Annotated in this window: 12 protein-coding genes and 1 other annotated feature; of the genes, 6 read left to right on the top strand and 6 right to left on the bottom strand. The window is 43.4% G+C overall.

What is annotated here, in order from left to right:
- Positions 1-151 precede the first annotated feature (151 nt).
- Both M3204_RS16355 and ccpA read left to right on the top strand, forming a co-directional pair.
- The gene (locus M3204_RS16355; RefSeq protein WP_251484016.1) at positions 152-1,225 is read left to right on the top strand and encodes a bifunctional 3-deoxy-7-phosphoheptulonate synthase/chorismate mutase; all 1,074 of its coding nucleotides are present in this window, start codon (positions 152-154) and stop codon (positions 1,223-1,225) included.
- A 348-nt stretch (positions 1,226-1,573) separates the two neighbouring features.
- Entirely contained in the window at positions 1,574-2,572 is a 999-nt protein-coding gene (gene ccpA, locus M3204_RS16360) for a catabolite control protein A (protein WP_251484038.1), read from the top strand.
- A gap of 122 nt (positions 2,573-2,694) precedes the next feature.
- Here ccpA and M3204_RS16365 read toward each other — a convergent pair whose 3' ends face one another.
- From M3204_RS16365 to M3204_RS16375, 3 genes are all read right to left on the bottom strand, one after another.
- Positions 2,695-3,867, bottom strand: a complete 1,173-nt coding sequence (locus M3204_RS16365; RefSeq protein ID WP_251484041.1) for an acetoin utilization protein AcuC — start codon at positions 3,865-3,867, stop codon at positions 2,695-2,697.
- The gene (locus tag M3204_RS16370) at positions 3,864-4,511 is read right to left on the bottom strand and encodes an acetoin utilization AcuB family protein (protein WP_251484044.1); all 648 of its coding nucleotides are present in this window, start codon (positions 4,509-4,511) and stop codon (positions 3,864-3,866) included. The genes M3204_RS16365 and M3204_RS16370 overlap by 4 nt, the downstream gene beginning before the upstream one ends.
- Before the next feature lie 87 nt (positions 4,512-4,598).
- Entirely contained in the window at positions 4,599-5,231 is a 633-nt protein-coding gene (locus M3204_RS16375; protein WP_251484047.1) for a GNAT family N-acetyltransferase, read from the bottom strand.
- A gap of 315 nt (positions 5,232-5,546) precedes the next feature.
- Here M3204_RS16375 and acsA point away from each other — a divergent pair, with 315 nt between their 5' ends.
- Positions 5,547-7,265, top strand: coding sequence for an acetate--CoA ligase (acsA, locus tag M3204_RS16380; RefSeq protein ID WP_251484050.1), 1,719 nt, complete (start codon positions 5,547-5,549; stop codon positions 7,263-7,265).
- Positions 7,266-7,528: 263 nt separating this feature from the next.
- Here acsA and M3204_RS16385 read toward each other — a convergent pair whose 3' ends face one another.
- A complete protein-coding gene (locus M3204_RS16385) occupies positions 7,529-10,417 on the bottom strand; it encodes a transglycosylase domain-containing protein (RefSeq protein ID WP_251484066.1) in 2,889 nt (962 codons plus the stop codon).
- A 142-nt stretch (positions 10,418-10,559) separates the two neighbouring features.
- Positions 10,560-10,782, top strand: a binding site (T-box leader).
- Positions 10,783-10,853: 71 nt separating this feature from the next.
- Here M3204_RS16385 and tyrS point away from each other — a divergent pair.
- Entirely contained in the window at positions 10,854-12,113 is a 1,260-nt protein-coding gene (gene tyrS, locus M3204_RS16390; RefSeq protein ID WP_251484222.1) for a tyrosine--tRNA ligase, read from the top strand.
- Between the two features lie 391 nt (positions 12,114-12,504).
- Here tyrS and rpsD read toward each other — a convergent pair whose 3' ends face one another.
- Positions 12,505-13,107: a 30S ribosomal protein S4 gene (rpsD, locus tag M3204_RS16395; protein WP_251484083.1), complete on the bottom strand. Its 603-nt coding sequence runs from the start codon at positions 13,105-13,107 to the stop codon at positions 12,505-12,507.
- A 459-nt stretch (positions 13,108-13,566) separates the two neighbouring features.
- Here rpsD and M3204_RS16400 point away from each other — a divergent pair, with 459 nt between their 5' ends.
- The gene (locus tag M3204_RS16400; protein ID WP_251484093.1) at positions 13,567-15,462 is read left to right on the top strand and encodes a sensor domain-containing diguanylate cyclase; all 1,896 of its coding nucleotides are present in this window, start codon (positions 13,567-13,569) and stop codon (positions 15,460-15,462) included.
- A gap of 113 nt (positions 15,463-15,575) precedes the next feature.
- On the top strand, positions 15,576-16,787 hold the full coding sequence (megL, locus tag M3204_RS16405) for a methionine gamma-lyase (protein WP_251484103.1): 1,212 nt from the start codon (positions 15,576-15,578) through the stop codon (positions 16,785-16,787).
- 86 nt (positions 16,788-16,873) lie between these two features.
- Here megL and M3204_RS16410 read toward each other — a convergent pair whose 3' ends face one another.
- Complete coding sequence (locus M3204_RS16410; protein ID WP_251484106.1) at positions 16,874-17,353, bottom strand: GAF domain-containing protein; 480 nt, start codon at positions 17,351-17,353, stop codon at positions 16,874-16,876.
- Positions 17,354-17,373: the final 20 nt, after the last annotated feature.

Consider the following 17,373-nt stretch of genomic DNA (forward strand, 5'->3'; position numbering starts at 1 on the left):
AAAAAATGTATCATACATTGCTGTTGCTATAAAGAAGATTCAGGCTATTGTATATTTCTTATAGAGGCAGTATAGCATCTGTAAGGGTCTTTTTCTCTTTATGAGTTACTGTATTAGGGCTAAAATGTATTCCGAAAGGACGGGACGGAAAATGAGTAAAAATCTTGACCAGCTTCGAAATCGTGTGGATGAATTGAATTTAGAGCTTTTATCATTAATTAATGAAAGAGCCCTGCTCGTCCAGGAAATTGGCCGCGCAAAAGAAACACAGGGCGTCTATCGTTATGATCCCGTACGTGAAAGGGAAATGCTTGATTTAATCAAGGAGAATAATAAGGGCCCTTTTGAAAGCACGACAGTTGAACATATCTTTAAGGAAATCTTTAAGGCAGGCCTTGAACTGCAGTCAGATGACCACCGCAAGGCACTTCTTGTTTCAAGGAAGAAAAAGCCTGAAGATACTGTTATTGATATAAAAGGATTGAGAATCGGTGATGGAACACCTGATTTTGTATTTGGGCCATGTTCAGTGGAATCCTATGAACAGGTGGCCACTGTAGCAGAAGCTGTAAAAGCAAAGGGCTTTAAATTGCTTCGCGGCGGTGCATACAAGCCAAGAACTTCACCTTATGATTTCCAGGGTCTTGGTTTAGAAGGGCTGAAAATTTTAAAAAGAGTTGCCGATGAATATGATTTGGCGGTAATCAGTGAAATCGTTACTCCTGCAGATATTGAAGTAGCTGTTGACTATCTTGATGTTATCCAAATCGGTGCACGCAATATGCAGAACTTTGAACTTCTTAAGGCCGCTGGCGCTGTGAATAAACCTATTTTGCTAAAACGTGGACTTGCTGCGACGATTGAAGAGTTCATCAACGCAGCTGAATACATTATGGCACAGGGCAATGGACAGATCATCTTGTGCGAGCGCGGAATCCGTACGTATGAAAGAGCTACAAGGAACACGCTCGATATTTCAGCAGTACCTATCCTGAAAAAAGAAACGCATTTGCCGGTAATGGTAGATGTCACTCATTCCACAGGCAGGAGGGACTTGCTGCTTCCGGCAGCGAGGGCGGCACTTGCCATTGGGGCTGATGGCGTAATGGCAGAGGTTCACCCGGATCCAGCTGTAGCACTATCAGATAATGCCCAGCAGATGGACTTGAAACAGTTCGATGAGTTCTTGAATGGCCTAAAGTCTACTCCATTCGTCAGAGTCTAAATTGATTAAACCTTCCTGTAATTGGCAGGAAGGTTTTTTTATTTGTGTAAGAAATCATAAAATTATTTAGTTGTGGATACTACATGTGGTAATCTTAATCCAGCTCCAGCGTTTGTCGGGGCTGAACGAGGCGCTTTTGCTTTTTGTTCGTGATGGTTCTGTCGAAATTAAGATAAAAATGTGGTTAAAATAAGTTGTTCACATTGCGGGATTGATGCGGATATCGTATGATTAATAACATAATTATACTTGTACATATAATCACAAACTTAAAATATGATTATTGTGGCAATTTTTGCTGTAAACTAATTGAAAATCGCCGTTTATTACCTGAAGGAGTGGAAATAGATGAATATTACAATATATGATGTTGCAAGGGAAGCGAACGTTTCAATGGCAACGGTTTCACGTGTTGTCAATGGAAACCCGAATGTAAAGCCTGCTACAAGGAAAAAAGTAATGGAAGTCATCGACCGCCTTGGCTATCGCCCAAATGCGGTTGCGCGCGGATTGGCTAGCAAGAAAACGACAACTGTCGGAGTCATCATCCCTGATATCTCCAGTCCGTTTTTCGCGGAGTTGGCAAGAGGAATCGAAGATATCGCTACAATGTATAAATACAATATTATTTTAAGTAACTCTGACCAGAATATTGAAAAGGAATTACACCTCCTTAATACAATGCTTGGAAAGCAAGTAGACGGGATTGTATTCATGGGTGGCAATATTAAGGCTGAGCATGTTGAAGAATTTAAAAAATCACCGGTACCAATTGTCCTGGCTGGTTCAATTGAAGAATCTGGTGAAATACCATCTGTCAACATTGATTATGAGCAAGCCTCTTTTGATGCAGTATCTGCTTTTATTGAAAAAGGGCATAAGGAAATCGCATTTGTTATCGGGCCCCATCACGAGCCAATCAACAAAGATAAAAAGCTTGAAGGCTACAAGAATGCCTTGAGCAATGCGGGAATTGAGTATAAGGAAGAGCTTGTCGTCGAGGGAGACTATACGTATGACTCGGGTCTTGAGGCCATTGAGAGGATCCTGGAGCTAGATACAAAGCCGACAGCTATCCTTGTCGGTTCCGATGAAATGGCCCTTGGAGTTGTCCACGGGGCATTTGACCGCGGCTACAGCGTGCCGGATGATTTCGAAGTTATCAGTTCAGATAACACTAGGCTGACTTTAATGGTGCGTCCGCAGCTTACAACAATCGTCCAGCCGTTATATGATATCGGTGCAGTCGCTATGCGCTTGCTTACAAAGTATATGAACAAAGAGAAAGTAGACGAGAACATCGTCGTATTGCCACACCGAGTCGAAAACAGAAAATCAACGAAGTAATAAGCGAGCCCCTTGCAGCGGATGCAAGGGGCTTTTTTACAAAGTAAGCAAGTATAAAATTCACTTCGAGAATTGTCCAGCTCCAGCGACTCGAGGGGCTGACCAAGGCACTTGCGCTTTTCTTATACAGTCTCAGATTTTTTGCTCGACCGAATTGGGTACAATGCCTTGTCAACTGTCTGGGCATTCTTTTCGGTGATTTCCGGTTTCCTTGGGATGGGTGGATATAAATTTTCTGGGTCATCCCATTCCTTCGGCAGTTCAACCGGTGCTTTTTCCTTCCATTCATTGATCCAATCCTGTGGTAAGCTGCCATAAAAGTTTGAGTTTTCAATCATTTCCAGCCAGATCAGTGACCATGCCCTGGGCACAACTCGCCAAATATCATAGCCTCCGCCGCCTACGGCAATCCATTTTCCTCTGCAATATTTATGGGCAATTTCATGCGCTAGCTTCGGGATTTCTCGGTAGATTCTCATCGTTGCAGATAAATGGGTCAGAGGATCCAGATAATGGGCATCGGCGCCGTTTTGCGTTAATATCACATCAGGCTTGAAAAATTCGGCCACTTCAGTTAATGCACTCTTATAAGCATCCAGCCAAGAATCATCTTCCGTGAAGGCATCAACGGGGATATTGAAGGAATATCCGTAACCTTTCCCCTGTCCGCGTTCATTCACGTTGCCTGTTCCCGGAAACAGATAACGTCCTGTTTCATGAATCGATAAAGTGCATACATTAGGATCATCATAAAAAGACCATTGCACCCCGTCGCCATGGTGGGCATCTGTATCAACATACAATACTCGTGCATTGTATTTTTCCTGCAAATATTTTATTGCCACTGAACTGTCATTATATATACAGAAGCCAGAGGCCTTGCCCCGAAAACCATGGTGCAGTCCGCCGCCAAGATGGAGGGCGTGCTCAGCTTTACCAGTCATGACATGATCTACAGCAGTCAGCGTGCCGCCCACGAGCAGCGCGCTTGCTTCATGCATATTGGCGAAAATCGGTGTGTCTTCAGTTCCCAGTCCGTAGCCTTCTGCTGAATCTCCCTTAAGCTTTCCCTGGCCAGCAAGCTTAACAGCATTTACAAAATTAGGATCGTGGACGAGGAATAACTCTTCATCCGTTGCCGTCCGCGGCTCCACTATTTGATTTTCTTCAATTGCGCCTATTTTTTTCAACAAATCCAAAGTAAGCTTCAAGCGCATCTGGTTAAAAGGATGGTGGCTGCTGAAGCGGTAATTCAGCAGCTCTTCTGAAAAGACAAACACAGAGCGGTCGCTCATGTTGAAACCCCCGGAAGATTAGGCCAGAGCACATTATGTCCCGCTTTCTTGAGATCCTCGATTACTGCGATCGGATTCATTGTCTGAATTCTTACGACGAGGATTTTATATTGCTCATCCTTTTGGTCAGGGTATACCAGCACGCTTTGGATATTTGCTTTTCTCATGCTGATAACAGATGCTATTTCACAAAGCATTCCCGCTTTGTTCGGTACCTTCACTTCAATCTGCGATCCAGGCTGGTGGGCACCCGTCAGTTCGACGAGTGTATGGAGAAGATCTGTCTCGGATACGATTCCAACCAGCTTCTTATCCTTGATGATCGGCAGGCAGCTTATATTATGCTCGTAAAATACTGCAGAAATCTCCTCGACAAAGTCGAGAGGATGTCCAGTGATCACATCTGTCGTCATTATGGATTTAACAGGCTTCTCGAGTTCATCCTTGTGCTCATCCCAATGAAAAATCGATGGAGCGGCATCTTTAATATCGCGGTCAGAAACGAGGCCGACGACTGCATGTTCACTATTGACGATCGGGATATGGCGGATCTTTTTATCTGCCATCAGCTTGATCGCTTCTGTAATTGTATCTTCAGGAAAAAGAGTCGTGACATTCTTTTTCATAATTTCCTCGACAATCATGTTTCCTTCCTCCTTGAATGATGAGGTATCTTTCAAGTAAAACTTTTATCAAAATGGCTGATTCAGCCATTTTACGAAAAAGCTTAATCAATACATGAAACGGTTCATAAACCGCAGCTGGTCGAATTTCTGCACTGATTCTGGAGGGATTCTTTTTCCGATTCTCGCCATTAAACAGTTTGCAGGATGCGAGCTGATTTCTGGATCATCTGTAGCGTACCAGACAAGGCCGCCGGCATTCATCATTTTTTCCATCACTTTGCGGTATTCCCAAACATTCAGGCCGGTTCCTTTTAAATCCCAATGCCAGTAATACTCTGTCGTGATAGTAATATAGTCTTCCATCGCGTCATCCATCATGGATACAATCAAGAGGTTCTTGCCGACAGAGCTGCCGCGGAATTCAGGAATGACTTCGATAGCGCCTAGTTCTATCAAATCATCCATTTTGCCTTCTGACCATCTTTCAAGCGGATCAGGATATAGGTAAGTAACATAGCCGACGATCATATGCCCTGAACGAGCTACGATGATTCTTCCTTCAGGCAGCCCGGCAATCTCGACAAGAGCCTTATGCTGCTGGGCAGGAGGGCGGAATGCCACCAAATCTTTATGAAATTCATAGCTTGCCAGTTTTTCAGGGGAAATCGGGCCTTCAATGATCAAACGGCCATGAGGAGTTTTCAGTTCTTTTGCGTTATAAGTCTTTTTATGTTCCATTCAGTCACCACCCGTCAACATTTCAAACGTCAATTCTATTATACATAAAATCTAACAGATAAAAGCGCTTTCACAAAATTTTCTGATTTAAAATAGATGTTTTGTTTAAAATTGAGTTTTAATTAAGTCAGTTTTCAAGGTCATTGTATTTAGAAACTGTGTTGATTGAAACGGACATTAACAGTTAAGACTAACACTGAATTTTTTAAAACATTATTGTGATAAAATTTATTCTATAAATATTTTAAAAATTGAGAAAAACGAATTTTTATACTATAATGAATTTTAAATATAAAAGACTAGGGGGATGGATACATGAAAGTGGAAGCGCTACCAGTAACGCAAGGGGATCATAATTTAAAAAACTATCGAGAACTTCACAGCCAATTTGATTGGAGTGAAGCTGAAAAGGAATTTTCCTGGTCTGAAACAGGCAGGGTCAATATGGCATATGAGGCGATTGACCGCCATGCAAATGGGTTCAGGAAAAATAAAATCGCGCTGTACTATCAAGACGGTGTCCGCAAAGAAAAGTATACTTTTAAAGAAATGAAGGAACTGACAAATAAGGCTGGAAATGTCTTCAAGACTTATGCTGATGTAGAAAAAGGTGACCGTGTATTTATCTTTATGCCTCGTTCTCCAGAATTGTATTTTGCTGTTCTCGGAGCGGTCAAGCTAGGTGCGATTGTAGGTCCTTTATTCGAAGCATTCATGGAAGGTGCTGTACGTGACAGGCTGCAGGACAGCGGGGCCAAGGTTTTGGTGACGACTCCGGAACTATTGGAAAGGGTTCCTGTCAGTGACTTGCCTGATTTAAAACACATTCTGCTTGTCGGAGACAATTTGCAGGATAATGGTCAGTATATTGACTTTAAACAAAAGCTTTCCGAAGCAAGCAACAAGCTTGCGATCGAGTGGGTGGACCGCAATGATGGTTTGATTTTACATTACACATCTGGCTCAACTGGAAAGCCAAAAGGCGTTCTTCATGTCCATAATGCTATGATTCAGCATTATCAGACAGCGAAATGGGTGTTGGACATTAAAGAAGATGATGTATATTGGTGCACCGCCGATCCAGGCTGGGTAACAGGTACTTCATATGGGATTTTCGGTCCGTGGCTTGCTGGAACGTCTAATGTCATTATTGGCGGCCGTTTCAATCCAGAAACATGGTATAAGATGATCGAAGAGTACGGAGTTACTGTCTGGTACAGTGCCCCAACTGCATTCAGGATGCTGATGGGTGCAGGGGATGAAGTCGTGAAGAAGTTTGACCTCAAATCGCTACGCCATATCTTGAGTGTTGGTGAGCCGCTGAATCCTGAGGTTGTAAGATGGGGTATGAAGGTATTCCACCTTCGCATCCATGATACATGGTGGATGACAGAGACTGGCGCACAGCTGATTTGTAACTATCCAAGCATGGAAATCAAGCCGGGTTCAATGGGCAAACCGATTCCAGGAGTAAAAGCGGCGATTGTCGATGACCAGGGCAATGAATTGCCTCCGTACAGAATGGGCAATTTGGCAATCAAAAAGGGCTGGCCGTCAATGATGCATACAATCTGGAACAACCCTCAAAAATATGACTCATACTTTATGCCTGGCGACTGGTATGTTTCCGGGGACTCAGCGTATATGGATGAAGACGGCTACTTCTGGTTCCAGGGAAGGATTGATGATGTCATCATGACTTCCGGAGAACGTGTCGGACCTTTTGAAGTAGAAAGTAAGCTTGTTGAACACCCTGCAGTTGCTGAAGCGGGCGTCATCGGCAAGCCGGATCCGGTCCGCGGAGAAATCATCAAGGCATTTATCGCATTGCGTGATGGCTATGAGCAATCAGACGAATTGATCGAAGAGATTCGCCAATTTGTTAAAAAAGGCCTTGCAGCACATGCAGCTCCGCGTGAAATCGAATTCCGCGACAAGCTTCCGAAAACACGAAGCGGTAAAATCATGCGCCGTGTATTGAAGGCGTGGGAGCTAGATCTTCCTACTGGTGACTTGTCTACGATGGAAGACTAATTTAATAATGTGAAAGAGCGTGAATTTGAGATTCACGCTCTTTTTATTGTTCAGGAAAGCTCTAACTTCTTAAACTTAGTTGCTATCAAATCTGCTTAGTATTTTATTACATTCTTGGTTCAGAAACTTCTTAGAGATGCTTGATGCCCAAAAAAAATGGGCTATCAGCTTGATTCATAAAGCACAATCACTATAAAAACCACCTTAATGAAAAACAAACCCCGCAACCATCAGGATGCGGGGTTTGTTTTGCTATTATAATGCTAGTTTCCGTTGCCATTACCGTTTCCGTCTCCGTCACCAGGCGGTGGCGGCGGCGGTGGTTTAGGTGGATCCTTCGGTTTAGGGTTGGTTGGCGGCGGATCCTTTGGTTTTGGATAAGCTGGAGGATCCTTTGGCTCTTCCTTTTTGCCAATCTCTATGATATTGGATGGTGCAGACTCTTTACCTGCAATATCGACGGCTGTTACATAGAATGAGCCGTCACCTGCTTTGAAGACTAAGTTTGCTCCAGCTTTGATACTGCCGACTTTTTTCTTGTTGTTATAGATCCTGTAGCCGACAATGTCATTTTCAGGATGTTTGCCCCACGTAATCGTGGTGCCTGAAAGCTTGATTCCCAATGCTGACGGGTTCTTGCCATTCTCACTCAGCTTATCATCTGCAACAAGGATTTTTGACCATGCATCCTTTTTAGGAATAAGCTGTTGAGGATTCCTGATTTTATGTCCGATAATGCTTTCCATATACTCTGGATTTAGAATGACACCTGTTTCTGTAAACTCAGCTGGTGTTGAATCAAGAGCAAGGAAGCGCTTGTCCCCAACGAAAACGAATTTGTTTTCAACCAGGCTGTCATCAACCTTAGTAGGTGCGTATTTAGCGATGAAGTAATCAGACTCAACAAGGCCTGCTTTCGAACATGCGCTTGAAGGCAGCAAGCCTGATACGCCGCAATAAGATCTCTTGACGATTCCGCCTGGCATCTTGAAGCGTTCTTCAGGATCAACTAGCTGAGGCGCTACCGAATAAGCGTCGTTCATGAGGTCAGCCCAGATGTATTGGGTACGGACACCATAGCTCAGACCCTTATAATTCCTCTCAAGTGCCTTTGGTGTGTCATATCCAAGCCAGACGCCGAATGATACATTCGGGTTGGTTGCAACAAACCATGAATCGATGTACTCATGGCCAGTTCCTGTCTTTCCTGCCCAGTCGGAGCCGAACTTCAGCCTGCCTTTTACAGCTGTCGCCGTTCCTCGGTTAATAACGTCACGCATCATATCGATCGTTAAGTAAGCTGTCTGCGGGCTAAAAACATCGACTGGTTCAGCTTTATGCTGATACACGATGTTCCCTTGTTTATCAACGATTTTTTCAATTAAATACGCATCGATGAATTTACCATCGTTTGCGAATGTGCCAAACGCATTGGTGTTTTCTTCGACAGTTACACCGCCTCGCAGGGAACCAATCGCGGTGGAGGGGTTTTCATAATCGTCTTTTTGTAAATTAGTGAACCCCATTTTATCTAGGAAGGTTGCCGGTCTCTGGGCAAGTATGCTTTTATAAGCGAGAACAGCGGGTACGTTGTATGACTTTGTAAGCGCATGTCGTGCAGTCGTTAAACCGCTGTATCTCATGTCATAGTTATTTGGCCATGGCTTGGCTTTTCCATTCAGAAATACTTCTACATCCGGAAGAACTGAACCGGGATGCAGTTTACCCAGCTCCATTGCCGGAGCGTATACAAGAAGCGGCTTCATCGTTGAGCCATTTTGTCTTGGAGCATTCGTGGCGTGATTAAGTTGTTCACGCTTGAAGTTTCGTCCGCCGACAAAGCTGATGATTTTACCGGTCTTGTTTTCTATTAAGGTCGCGCCAACTTCAACAGGCTCCATGATGGTTATCTTTTTATTGGGATCATCCGGATCCGGAACTTCCTGTGGTTTATCTCTTCCATAATAGGCGTAATTCTTGGCTGTTACCTGCATTTTGTCATAAATGTCTTTGTTGATTGTTGAATAAATCTTATATCCATTCTGGCGGAGGTCTCTATCCGCGAGAGCATGATATTCCGCTCGCAGTTCTTTATCTTTTTCGAAATCTTCAGGTTCATATCCATCGCGCTCGGCAAGGATTTTTGCTAAAATTTCCACTGCCCGGCCTTCGATTTCAAAAGTGAGGTACGGATATTCTTCGACCGTATTGTCACTAGGAACCTCTTTTACAAAATCCTTGGTAATATCATGGTTAATCGCTTCTTTGAATTCTTCATCCGTAATAAATCCAGCGCCATGCATCCTTGTAAGCACTGTCTTAAACCTTGTCAAACCTGGTTCAAGTCCAGTTTCATCCTTGAGTTTTCCGTGGTCGCTGCTGAACGGGGTATAACCGAATGGGCTCTGCGGCAATCCGGCGATAAATGCTGCCTGAGGCAAAGTAAGATCCTTTGCGTCTTTACCGAAGATACCCTTTGCCGCTGCCTGGACACCGGCAATGTTACTGCCATTTGCGTTTCGCCCAAATGTAGCAACATTCAAATAGGCTTCCAGAATCTCTTTTTTATCGAAGAATTTTTCGAGACGGAGAGCGAGTAGAATCTCCTTTGCTTTACGTTCGAAAGAAATTTCGTTCGTCAAGATCTGGTTTTTGATGAGCTGCTGTGTCAGTGTACTTCCCCCGGAGGATGTCGCTGAGTTTGTAACCTCCTGGAAAAGTGCGCGCATGATCGCTTTTGGTACGACACCATCGTGCTCATAGAAGTATTCATCCTCAGTAGCCACTACTGCATTGACCAAATGCGCTGACATATCATCAAGCTTTACTTCTTCACGGTAAAGGTCTGTACGCAGCTTGCCGAGATAAACGTCGTTATCAAAATATAAATCCGAAGTTTCTTCATAGTTGTATATATCTTTTTTCATATTCTCATAAGGCCTGATTTGTTCATCTTTGACAAGGGATGCGAAATATCCGGCTCCGACACCGCCAGCAAATCCTGCACCAAGGATCAGTACAATAATCAATAACAGCAGCATGTTCCAGACAACCGAATAGGTAATCCTCGCTCCTTTTACGGTTTTTTTATTCGTAAAAAAAGCACCCAAGGATTTTAATTTCTCTTTCCAAGGCTGTTTTTCTTCCTGCATTCATATCATTCCCCCTAAAATCACATACATTATAGCATAAACACGCTGTCGAAAAGGCGACAATCTTAATTTTTCAGAAAATTTATGTCGAATTTGACAATATATATGACTTTGTGGTAAAAATGCTTTAATAACTTTATAGTAAAAAGCTGTGAAGGGAATTAGTAGTGCTTCTGTCAATGTCCCAGAAAGCCGGCGGCTGCTGTGAGCCGGCACAAACAGAAGGATGAATTACCTCCCCGAGCGCCGTGAGTGAACTGGAATACATAGTAGCTACGGCCGGTTTAACCGTTACTTTATTGAGTGGAAGACATTTTTTATTTTGTTTTCAAGCCGGGTGGTACCGCGCATACAGCGCCCCTGCATTTATTGCAGGGGCGTTTTTTATTTCGCAAAAATCCGGTCACGAAATATATTTTTGAATGGAGGAAGAATGATGGAATTATTACAGGATCTCGAATGGCGCGGGATTATTTACCAGCAGACTGACGAAGAGGGGATTAAGGATGTCCTTTCTAAGGAGAAGATCTCACTATACTGCGGTGTTGATCCAACTGCGGACAGCATGCACATCGGCCACTTGCTGCCATTCTTGACATTGCGCCGTTTCCAGAATGCAGGGCATCGTCCAATCGTTCTTGTGGGGGGAGCCACTGGGCTGATTGGCGACCCAAGCGGAAAAAGCGAGGAGCGTAAATTGCAGACTCTTGATCAAGTCCAACTGAATGTAGAAGGCATCAAGAAGCAATTGGAGCAAATTTTCAGCGTCGAAGGTGAAAATGGCGCAATGATGGTCAACAACTACGATTGGGCTGGCTCAATGGATATCGTGACTTTCCTGCGTGACTTCGGGAAGCACGTTGGCGTGAATTACATGCTGGCGAAGGATACAATTAATTCAAGATTGGAAACGGGTATTTCGTTCACAGAATTCACGTACACAATCCTGCAGGCAATGGATTTCTACCACTTATACGAAAACCATGGCTGCAAACTGCAGATTGGCGGAAGCGACCAATGGGGCAATATCACTACTGGCCTTGAGCTGATCCGCAAAATGTCTGCAGAGGGGTCGAAAGCTTTTGGTTTAACAATCCCGCTTGTAACGAAGGCAGACGGAACAAAGTTTGGTAAGTCAGAAAGCGGCGCTGTATGGCTTGACCCGGAAAAAACATCTCCATACGAGTTTTACCAGTTCTGGATCAACACAGCTGATGCCGATGTTGTGAAATACTTGAAATTCTTTACTTTCTTAGAAAAAGAAGAAATCGAAGCACTTGAAAAAGCGGTTGAGGAAGAACCACATCTTCGCAAGGCTCAAAAAGCCCTTGCTGAAGAAATGACACGAATGATCCATGGTGAAGAATCACTCCAGCAGGCAATCAAAATTTCTGCGGCTCTTTTCAGCGGAGACGTGAAAAACCTGACGGCTGAAGAAATCAAACAAGGATTCAAAGACGTTCCTTCTTTTACAGTGGAAGGGGAAGAAGAGCTTGGATTGGTTGACTTGCTTGTTGCAGCGAAAATCTCCCCATCAAAACGCCAGGCTCGTGAAGACGTCAGCAATGGTGCAGTTTCTTTGAATGGAGAACGTGTTACAGACGCAGCTTATGTCCTCGGTGACGCAGACCGCATCGAAGGCCAATTCACGATCGTCCGCCGCGGTAAAAAGAAGTACTTTTTAATTAAATACTAAGGCAAGCGAGCTGATTGCAACTGCCCAATGAAAAACAGTCTTCCTCATTTGCAGGAAGACTGTTTTTTTGGTTCTGGAATAATGTTTTTAGCGTAATTAATGCTGATAGAAGGTTGTTGTTCGAAGTTGGAGTCCAAGTTGAAGCAGTAATTCTTTTGAAACTTCTTCCATTCCGCAACTTTTTGTCGAAATTCCGCAAGTTCATGCTGAAATTCCGCAACTTTCCAGCGTCATTCCGCAAGTTCAACCTGAAATCCCGCAACTTTCATCCCTTATTCCGCAACTTGTGTAAAATTACTTGAAAAGTGTAACCGAAACCTATGTAAAAACAAAAGTAAAAACAAAAACAAAACCCCCGACCAGAATGGTCAGGGGTCTAAAGATCAAACTATTAACGAGAGTAGAATTCAACGATAAGTGCTTCGTTGATTTCAGCTGGAAGTTCAGAACGCTCAGGCATGCGAGTGAAAGTTCCTTCTAGCTTGTCTGCGTCGAAAGTCAAGAAGTCAGGTACGAAGTTGTTAACTTCGATTGCTTCTTTAACTGCATCAAGGTTGCGAGACTTTTCACGAAGTGTGATTGTCTGGCCAGGTGCTACGCGGTAAGATGGGATGTCTACGCGTGCGCCATCAACCATGATGTGGCCGTGGTTTACTAACTGGCGTGCTGCACGACGAGTGCGAGCAAGACCAAGGCGGTAAACAACGTTGTCTAAACGAGCTTCAAGAAGAATCATGAAGTTTTCGCCGTGCTTACCAGGCATTTTGCCTGCTTTGTCAAACAAGTTACGGAACTGGCGCTCAGTAACTCCGTACATGTGGCGAAGCTTTTGCTTCTCTTGTAATTGTAATCCGTATTCGGATAATTTTTTACGCTGGTTAGGACCATGAGGACCTGGTGCGTAAGGGCGTTTTTCTAATTCTTTACCTGTACCGCTTAGTGAAATTCCAAGACGGCGGGATAGTTTCCAGCTTGGGCCGGTATAACGAGCCATGAATGACTCCTCCTTAGTTTTTATTTTGTAAAATAAAAACAGATTGTGATTGTACAGTTATGGGTATTTTGTTTTCATGTACCTTCGCCCTAGCAGCAGCGGGTTACGAGATACACCATCAAATAGATTGAGGAACAAAATACATACATAAAGTTGGTCACATAGGCTGCGATATTTTACACAAAGAGTATTATATAATTTTTGTTCGCATAAAGTCAAGGCAATATTGAAAAGAAAGAATGAATACTTCCTGAAAGAATATGATTATATATCATACTATTTTACTAGGTCTATGATATAATTAGCAGTAATTGTTTTGTATTTCGAAAATTTGGTTATTTACATTGATATAGCATCTTGCCACGTGAGCACATGCAGGTTTTTCTGCCTGAATGCGCATGGATATTATGAGCCACATACGAATCACTGCTGAAGTGATTTTAAAAACAGGTGATACATATGGAAGAAACTGTAGAACGTGAAATAATATTGGAGCTAAAATGCCGATTTTTTGATTTGATCAGTACTGGCGGACAATCTCTTTCCTATTCGAATGTTTTATCTCAAATGATGGCTGCGCTGCAAGCTTTGCTGAAAGCTGATGAGGTTGATTTATACAGCTGTGAAGTATGGAACCAAGGATTGATATTGGAAGCCACGACTCGGGCTGCTGGAAACGAAATCATCACAGGTAAAGTCCCTGACTGCTTGTTGAGTAATATTGGGTCTGGGCAGAACACCTTCATTGTCAAGCCAGCGTTTATGCCAAATCATGACTTACTGTTTACCTTTAAGGATAATGAAAAATTAACGGGTTTGCTCGCATTCAAAATGAACAGCAATTCACCAGCCAATGCTTCCGACAGGCTTTTGGAGATGATCTCTCATGAGTGTGGTGCCTTTATTGAGAAAGTACGAAGTCTTGTCCACACTCTGGAGGAAGAAAAACGGTATAAGCAATTGTTCAGGGTCACGGAAAAATTCCATTCCACAATGGATATGGATGCTGTGCTGGGAGAAATCATTTCGACGCTTCAGGAAGTATATCCTTCCTTTACGTATTATTTGCTATTATCCCATGACCATAAGGGTTATGGTGGCTTGCCTGTAAAAGATTTGGAATATGACAGCGAAAATTTTACAGCCATGCAATCTTATGTAAGCGGACAAATCCAATTTGAAGATTCTGTGGCTGATAAAAATTCTATTATGTATGCTCCTTTAAAAGGTAAACAAGGTGTTTACGGAGTACTTCAGGTGATAGCCCCTGACTCTCTTGTTTTTCCGCAAAATGAAGTTGAATTTATCAAGCTGCTTGCAAATACTGCAGGAAGCGCCCTGGAAAATGCCAAGCTTTATGAACAATCCAGGAAATTGGTGGCTGATCTCCAGCTGATCAATGAAACGTCGCACCAGCTCAATACGAGCCTTCGTTTGACGGATACTATGAGTTTTATATGCGGCCAGATTTTAAAATCGTTCAAGGCGCAGGAAGTCGGCTTTATCATGCTTGACTCAGAGAATGATGATTACACTGTGGTCCAGGGAAGCACCAGTTTTTTCTTTTCGAAGGAAGCGTCCGAGTATATATTTGATGTCGGCAGAAGGGTTCAAAGGGAAATGGAGCCTCTATTCATAGGGGATTTTGTCGCGGAAAATGGGGTTGCTTCATTGCATTACCGCTCGGTCATGGGTGTTCCGATGATCCAAAGCGGTGAACTGAAAGGATTTGCCCTCGTCATGCATGAAGAGCCCTATCACTTTGCCTTTGACACTTTTAAGTTGCTGCAATCTCTTATCCACCATTCAACCTTGGCATTCACTAATTCAATTCTGCGTGAAGAACTTGAAAAAATGGTTGTAACAGACCACTTAACGAAGCTTTATTCACGCGGATATTTGGATGACAAAATGAATCTGTCGATGCTTGAAGATGCCCAGGGCACTTTTATATTAATAGATATTGATAACTTTAAGGGTGTTAATGATAAGTATGGGCACCAGGTTGGGGATGATGTACTCATCCAGCTCGCCCGCCAGATCGCCAAAAATATTCGCGGAACGGATATTGGCGCCAGATGGGGAGGGGAAGAGCTCGCAATCTATTTACCGGGAGCGCCGCTTGATATTGGTGTCATGATTGCGAACAGGCTTGTCGACAAAGTCGAAAAACATACTAATCCCAGCGTGACGATTTCGTGCGGTGTTTCCACTTGGATCAAGGGTCAGGAAGACACAGTCAAGTCCGTCTTTAAAAGGGCTGACCAGGCGCTCTATCTCGCGAAAAACTCCGGGAAAAATAAAGTTGTTGTCCAAAAAGAAAATCAGTTTAATTTTATCAGCACTCAGGAATGAGTGCTTTTCTTTTTTTTGTTGTGAGATAAATTACTTTCCATATAGGGATAAATATCATATCCTGATTATGGGGGTAATTTGTAAGCGGTTACAATTATATAGGAGGAATCGTAATGGGAGAGAAGAGATTCGAAACAGAAGTAATCCATTCAGGATATAAGTCGGACGAATTCAGGGGAAGCCTTGCTCCTCCTTTGTTTCAAACGAGCACATTTACTTTTGACACTGCTGAACAGGGTGAAAGACGTTTTGCAGGGGAAGAGGAAGGATATATCTATTCGCGTCTTGGAAATCCAACCGTAACAATGCTTGAAGAGCGGATGGCTGCGATTGAGAAAGGGGAGAAGGCACTTGCATTTGCTTCTGGGATGGCTGCCGTTTCTGCGATATTAGTGGCCCTGACTAGAACAGGCGACCACATCCTTTGTTCTCAAGGTGTATACGGATGTACATTCGGCCTTTTGCAGCTCATGAAAGAAAAATATGATATTAACCATGATTTTTCGATGATGTCGACGAGAGAGGAAGTATTGGCTGCCATTACCCCAGAGACAAGAGTCATCTATATTGAAACACCGATCAATCCAACAATGAGGCTCGTTGATCTCGAAATGGTGGCAGAGGTCGGCAGAGAAAAAGGAATACCGGTGGTTGTTGATAATACATTCAGTTCACCATATCTGCAAAACCCACTTGAGCTTGGCTGCGATTTCGTTATCCACAGTGCCACAAAATATATTTGCGGACATGGGGACGTAATCGCCGGGGTGGCAGTAGGGCCGAAGGAAATCATGTCAAAAATTTCAATGACGACGCAAAAAGATATTGGCGGCGTGATTTCTCCTTTTGATGCATGGCTATTACTAAGGGGTTTAAAGACACTTCCGGTAAGGATGGACCGCCACTGTGACAATGCTGAAAAACTGGCAGCCTATTTATATGAACATCCTGCTGTAGAGGAAGTAATTTTTCCTGGCAATCCGAAGCACCCTGATTACGCAATTGCGAAAAAGCAAATGCGCAAACCAGGCGGCCTGATCTCTTTTAACATAAAAGGCGATCAAAAAGCTGCCCAGGCATTCATGAACCAGTTAAAATTGATTAAGATCGCAGTCAGCCTAGGAGATGCAGAGACATTGATCCAGCATCCTGCAACAATGACACATGCCGTAGTTCCGAAGGACGCAAGAGAAAAAATGGGCATCAAGGATAATATGCTCAGGTTGTCAGTCGGACTTGAGGCGTGGGAAGACATCCGCGACGACCTAGAAGCAGCTTTCGAGGCAGTCAGGAAAGAAAGCAAGCAGGAAACCGGAACTATTTAAATAATTTTTTAAAATAGAAGTAAGAAAAAAGAAAGATGCAGCGGCCTAATTCCTCGGCAGCTGCATCTTCTTTTTTGTAATCCTGCCTAAATATACTGCACTAACACTTCAACAAATTCTTCAAGCTTTTGCTGATCTATTTCATCGAAGCGATTTTTTTCCGGAGAGTCGATATCAAGGACGCCAAGGAGCTTCCCGTCTTTGACCATCGGTATGACTATCTCTGATTGGGAAGCGGCATCACAAGCAATGTGGCCAGGGAATGAATGTACATCCTCAACCCTGACTGTCTCCATTTTGGAAGCTGAGGTTCCGCAGACTCCTTTGCCGAGCGGGATTCTGACGCATGCAGGCAGACCCTGGAATGGGCCTAGAACAAGCTCGCCATCCTCCATCAAATAAAAGCCAACCCAATTGACGCGATCAAGAAATTGGTTCAAAAGTGCTGAAGCATTGCTCAAATTGGCAATCGCGTTCTTTTCATCCTCGACCAGTGCTTTTAATTGCTTTATCAATAAATCGTAATTTTTCTCACGGCTGTCGCTGTAAGTTTCGACTTTAAACATCGTTTTTCCCCCTCGTTCAT

This window comes from Mesobacillus subterraneus (assembly GCF_023715485.1).
Taxonomy (GTDB): Bacteria; Bacillota; Bacilli; order Bacillales; family Cytobacillaceae; genus Mesobacillus; species Mesobacillus subterraneus_B.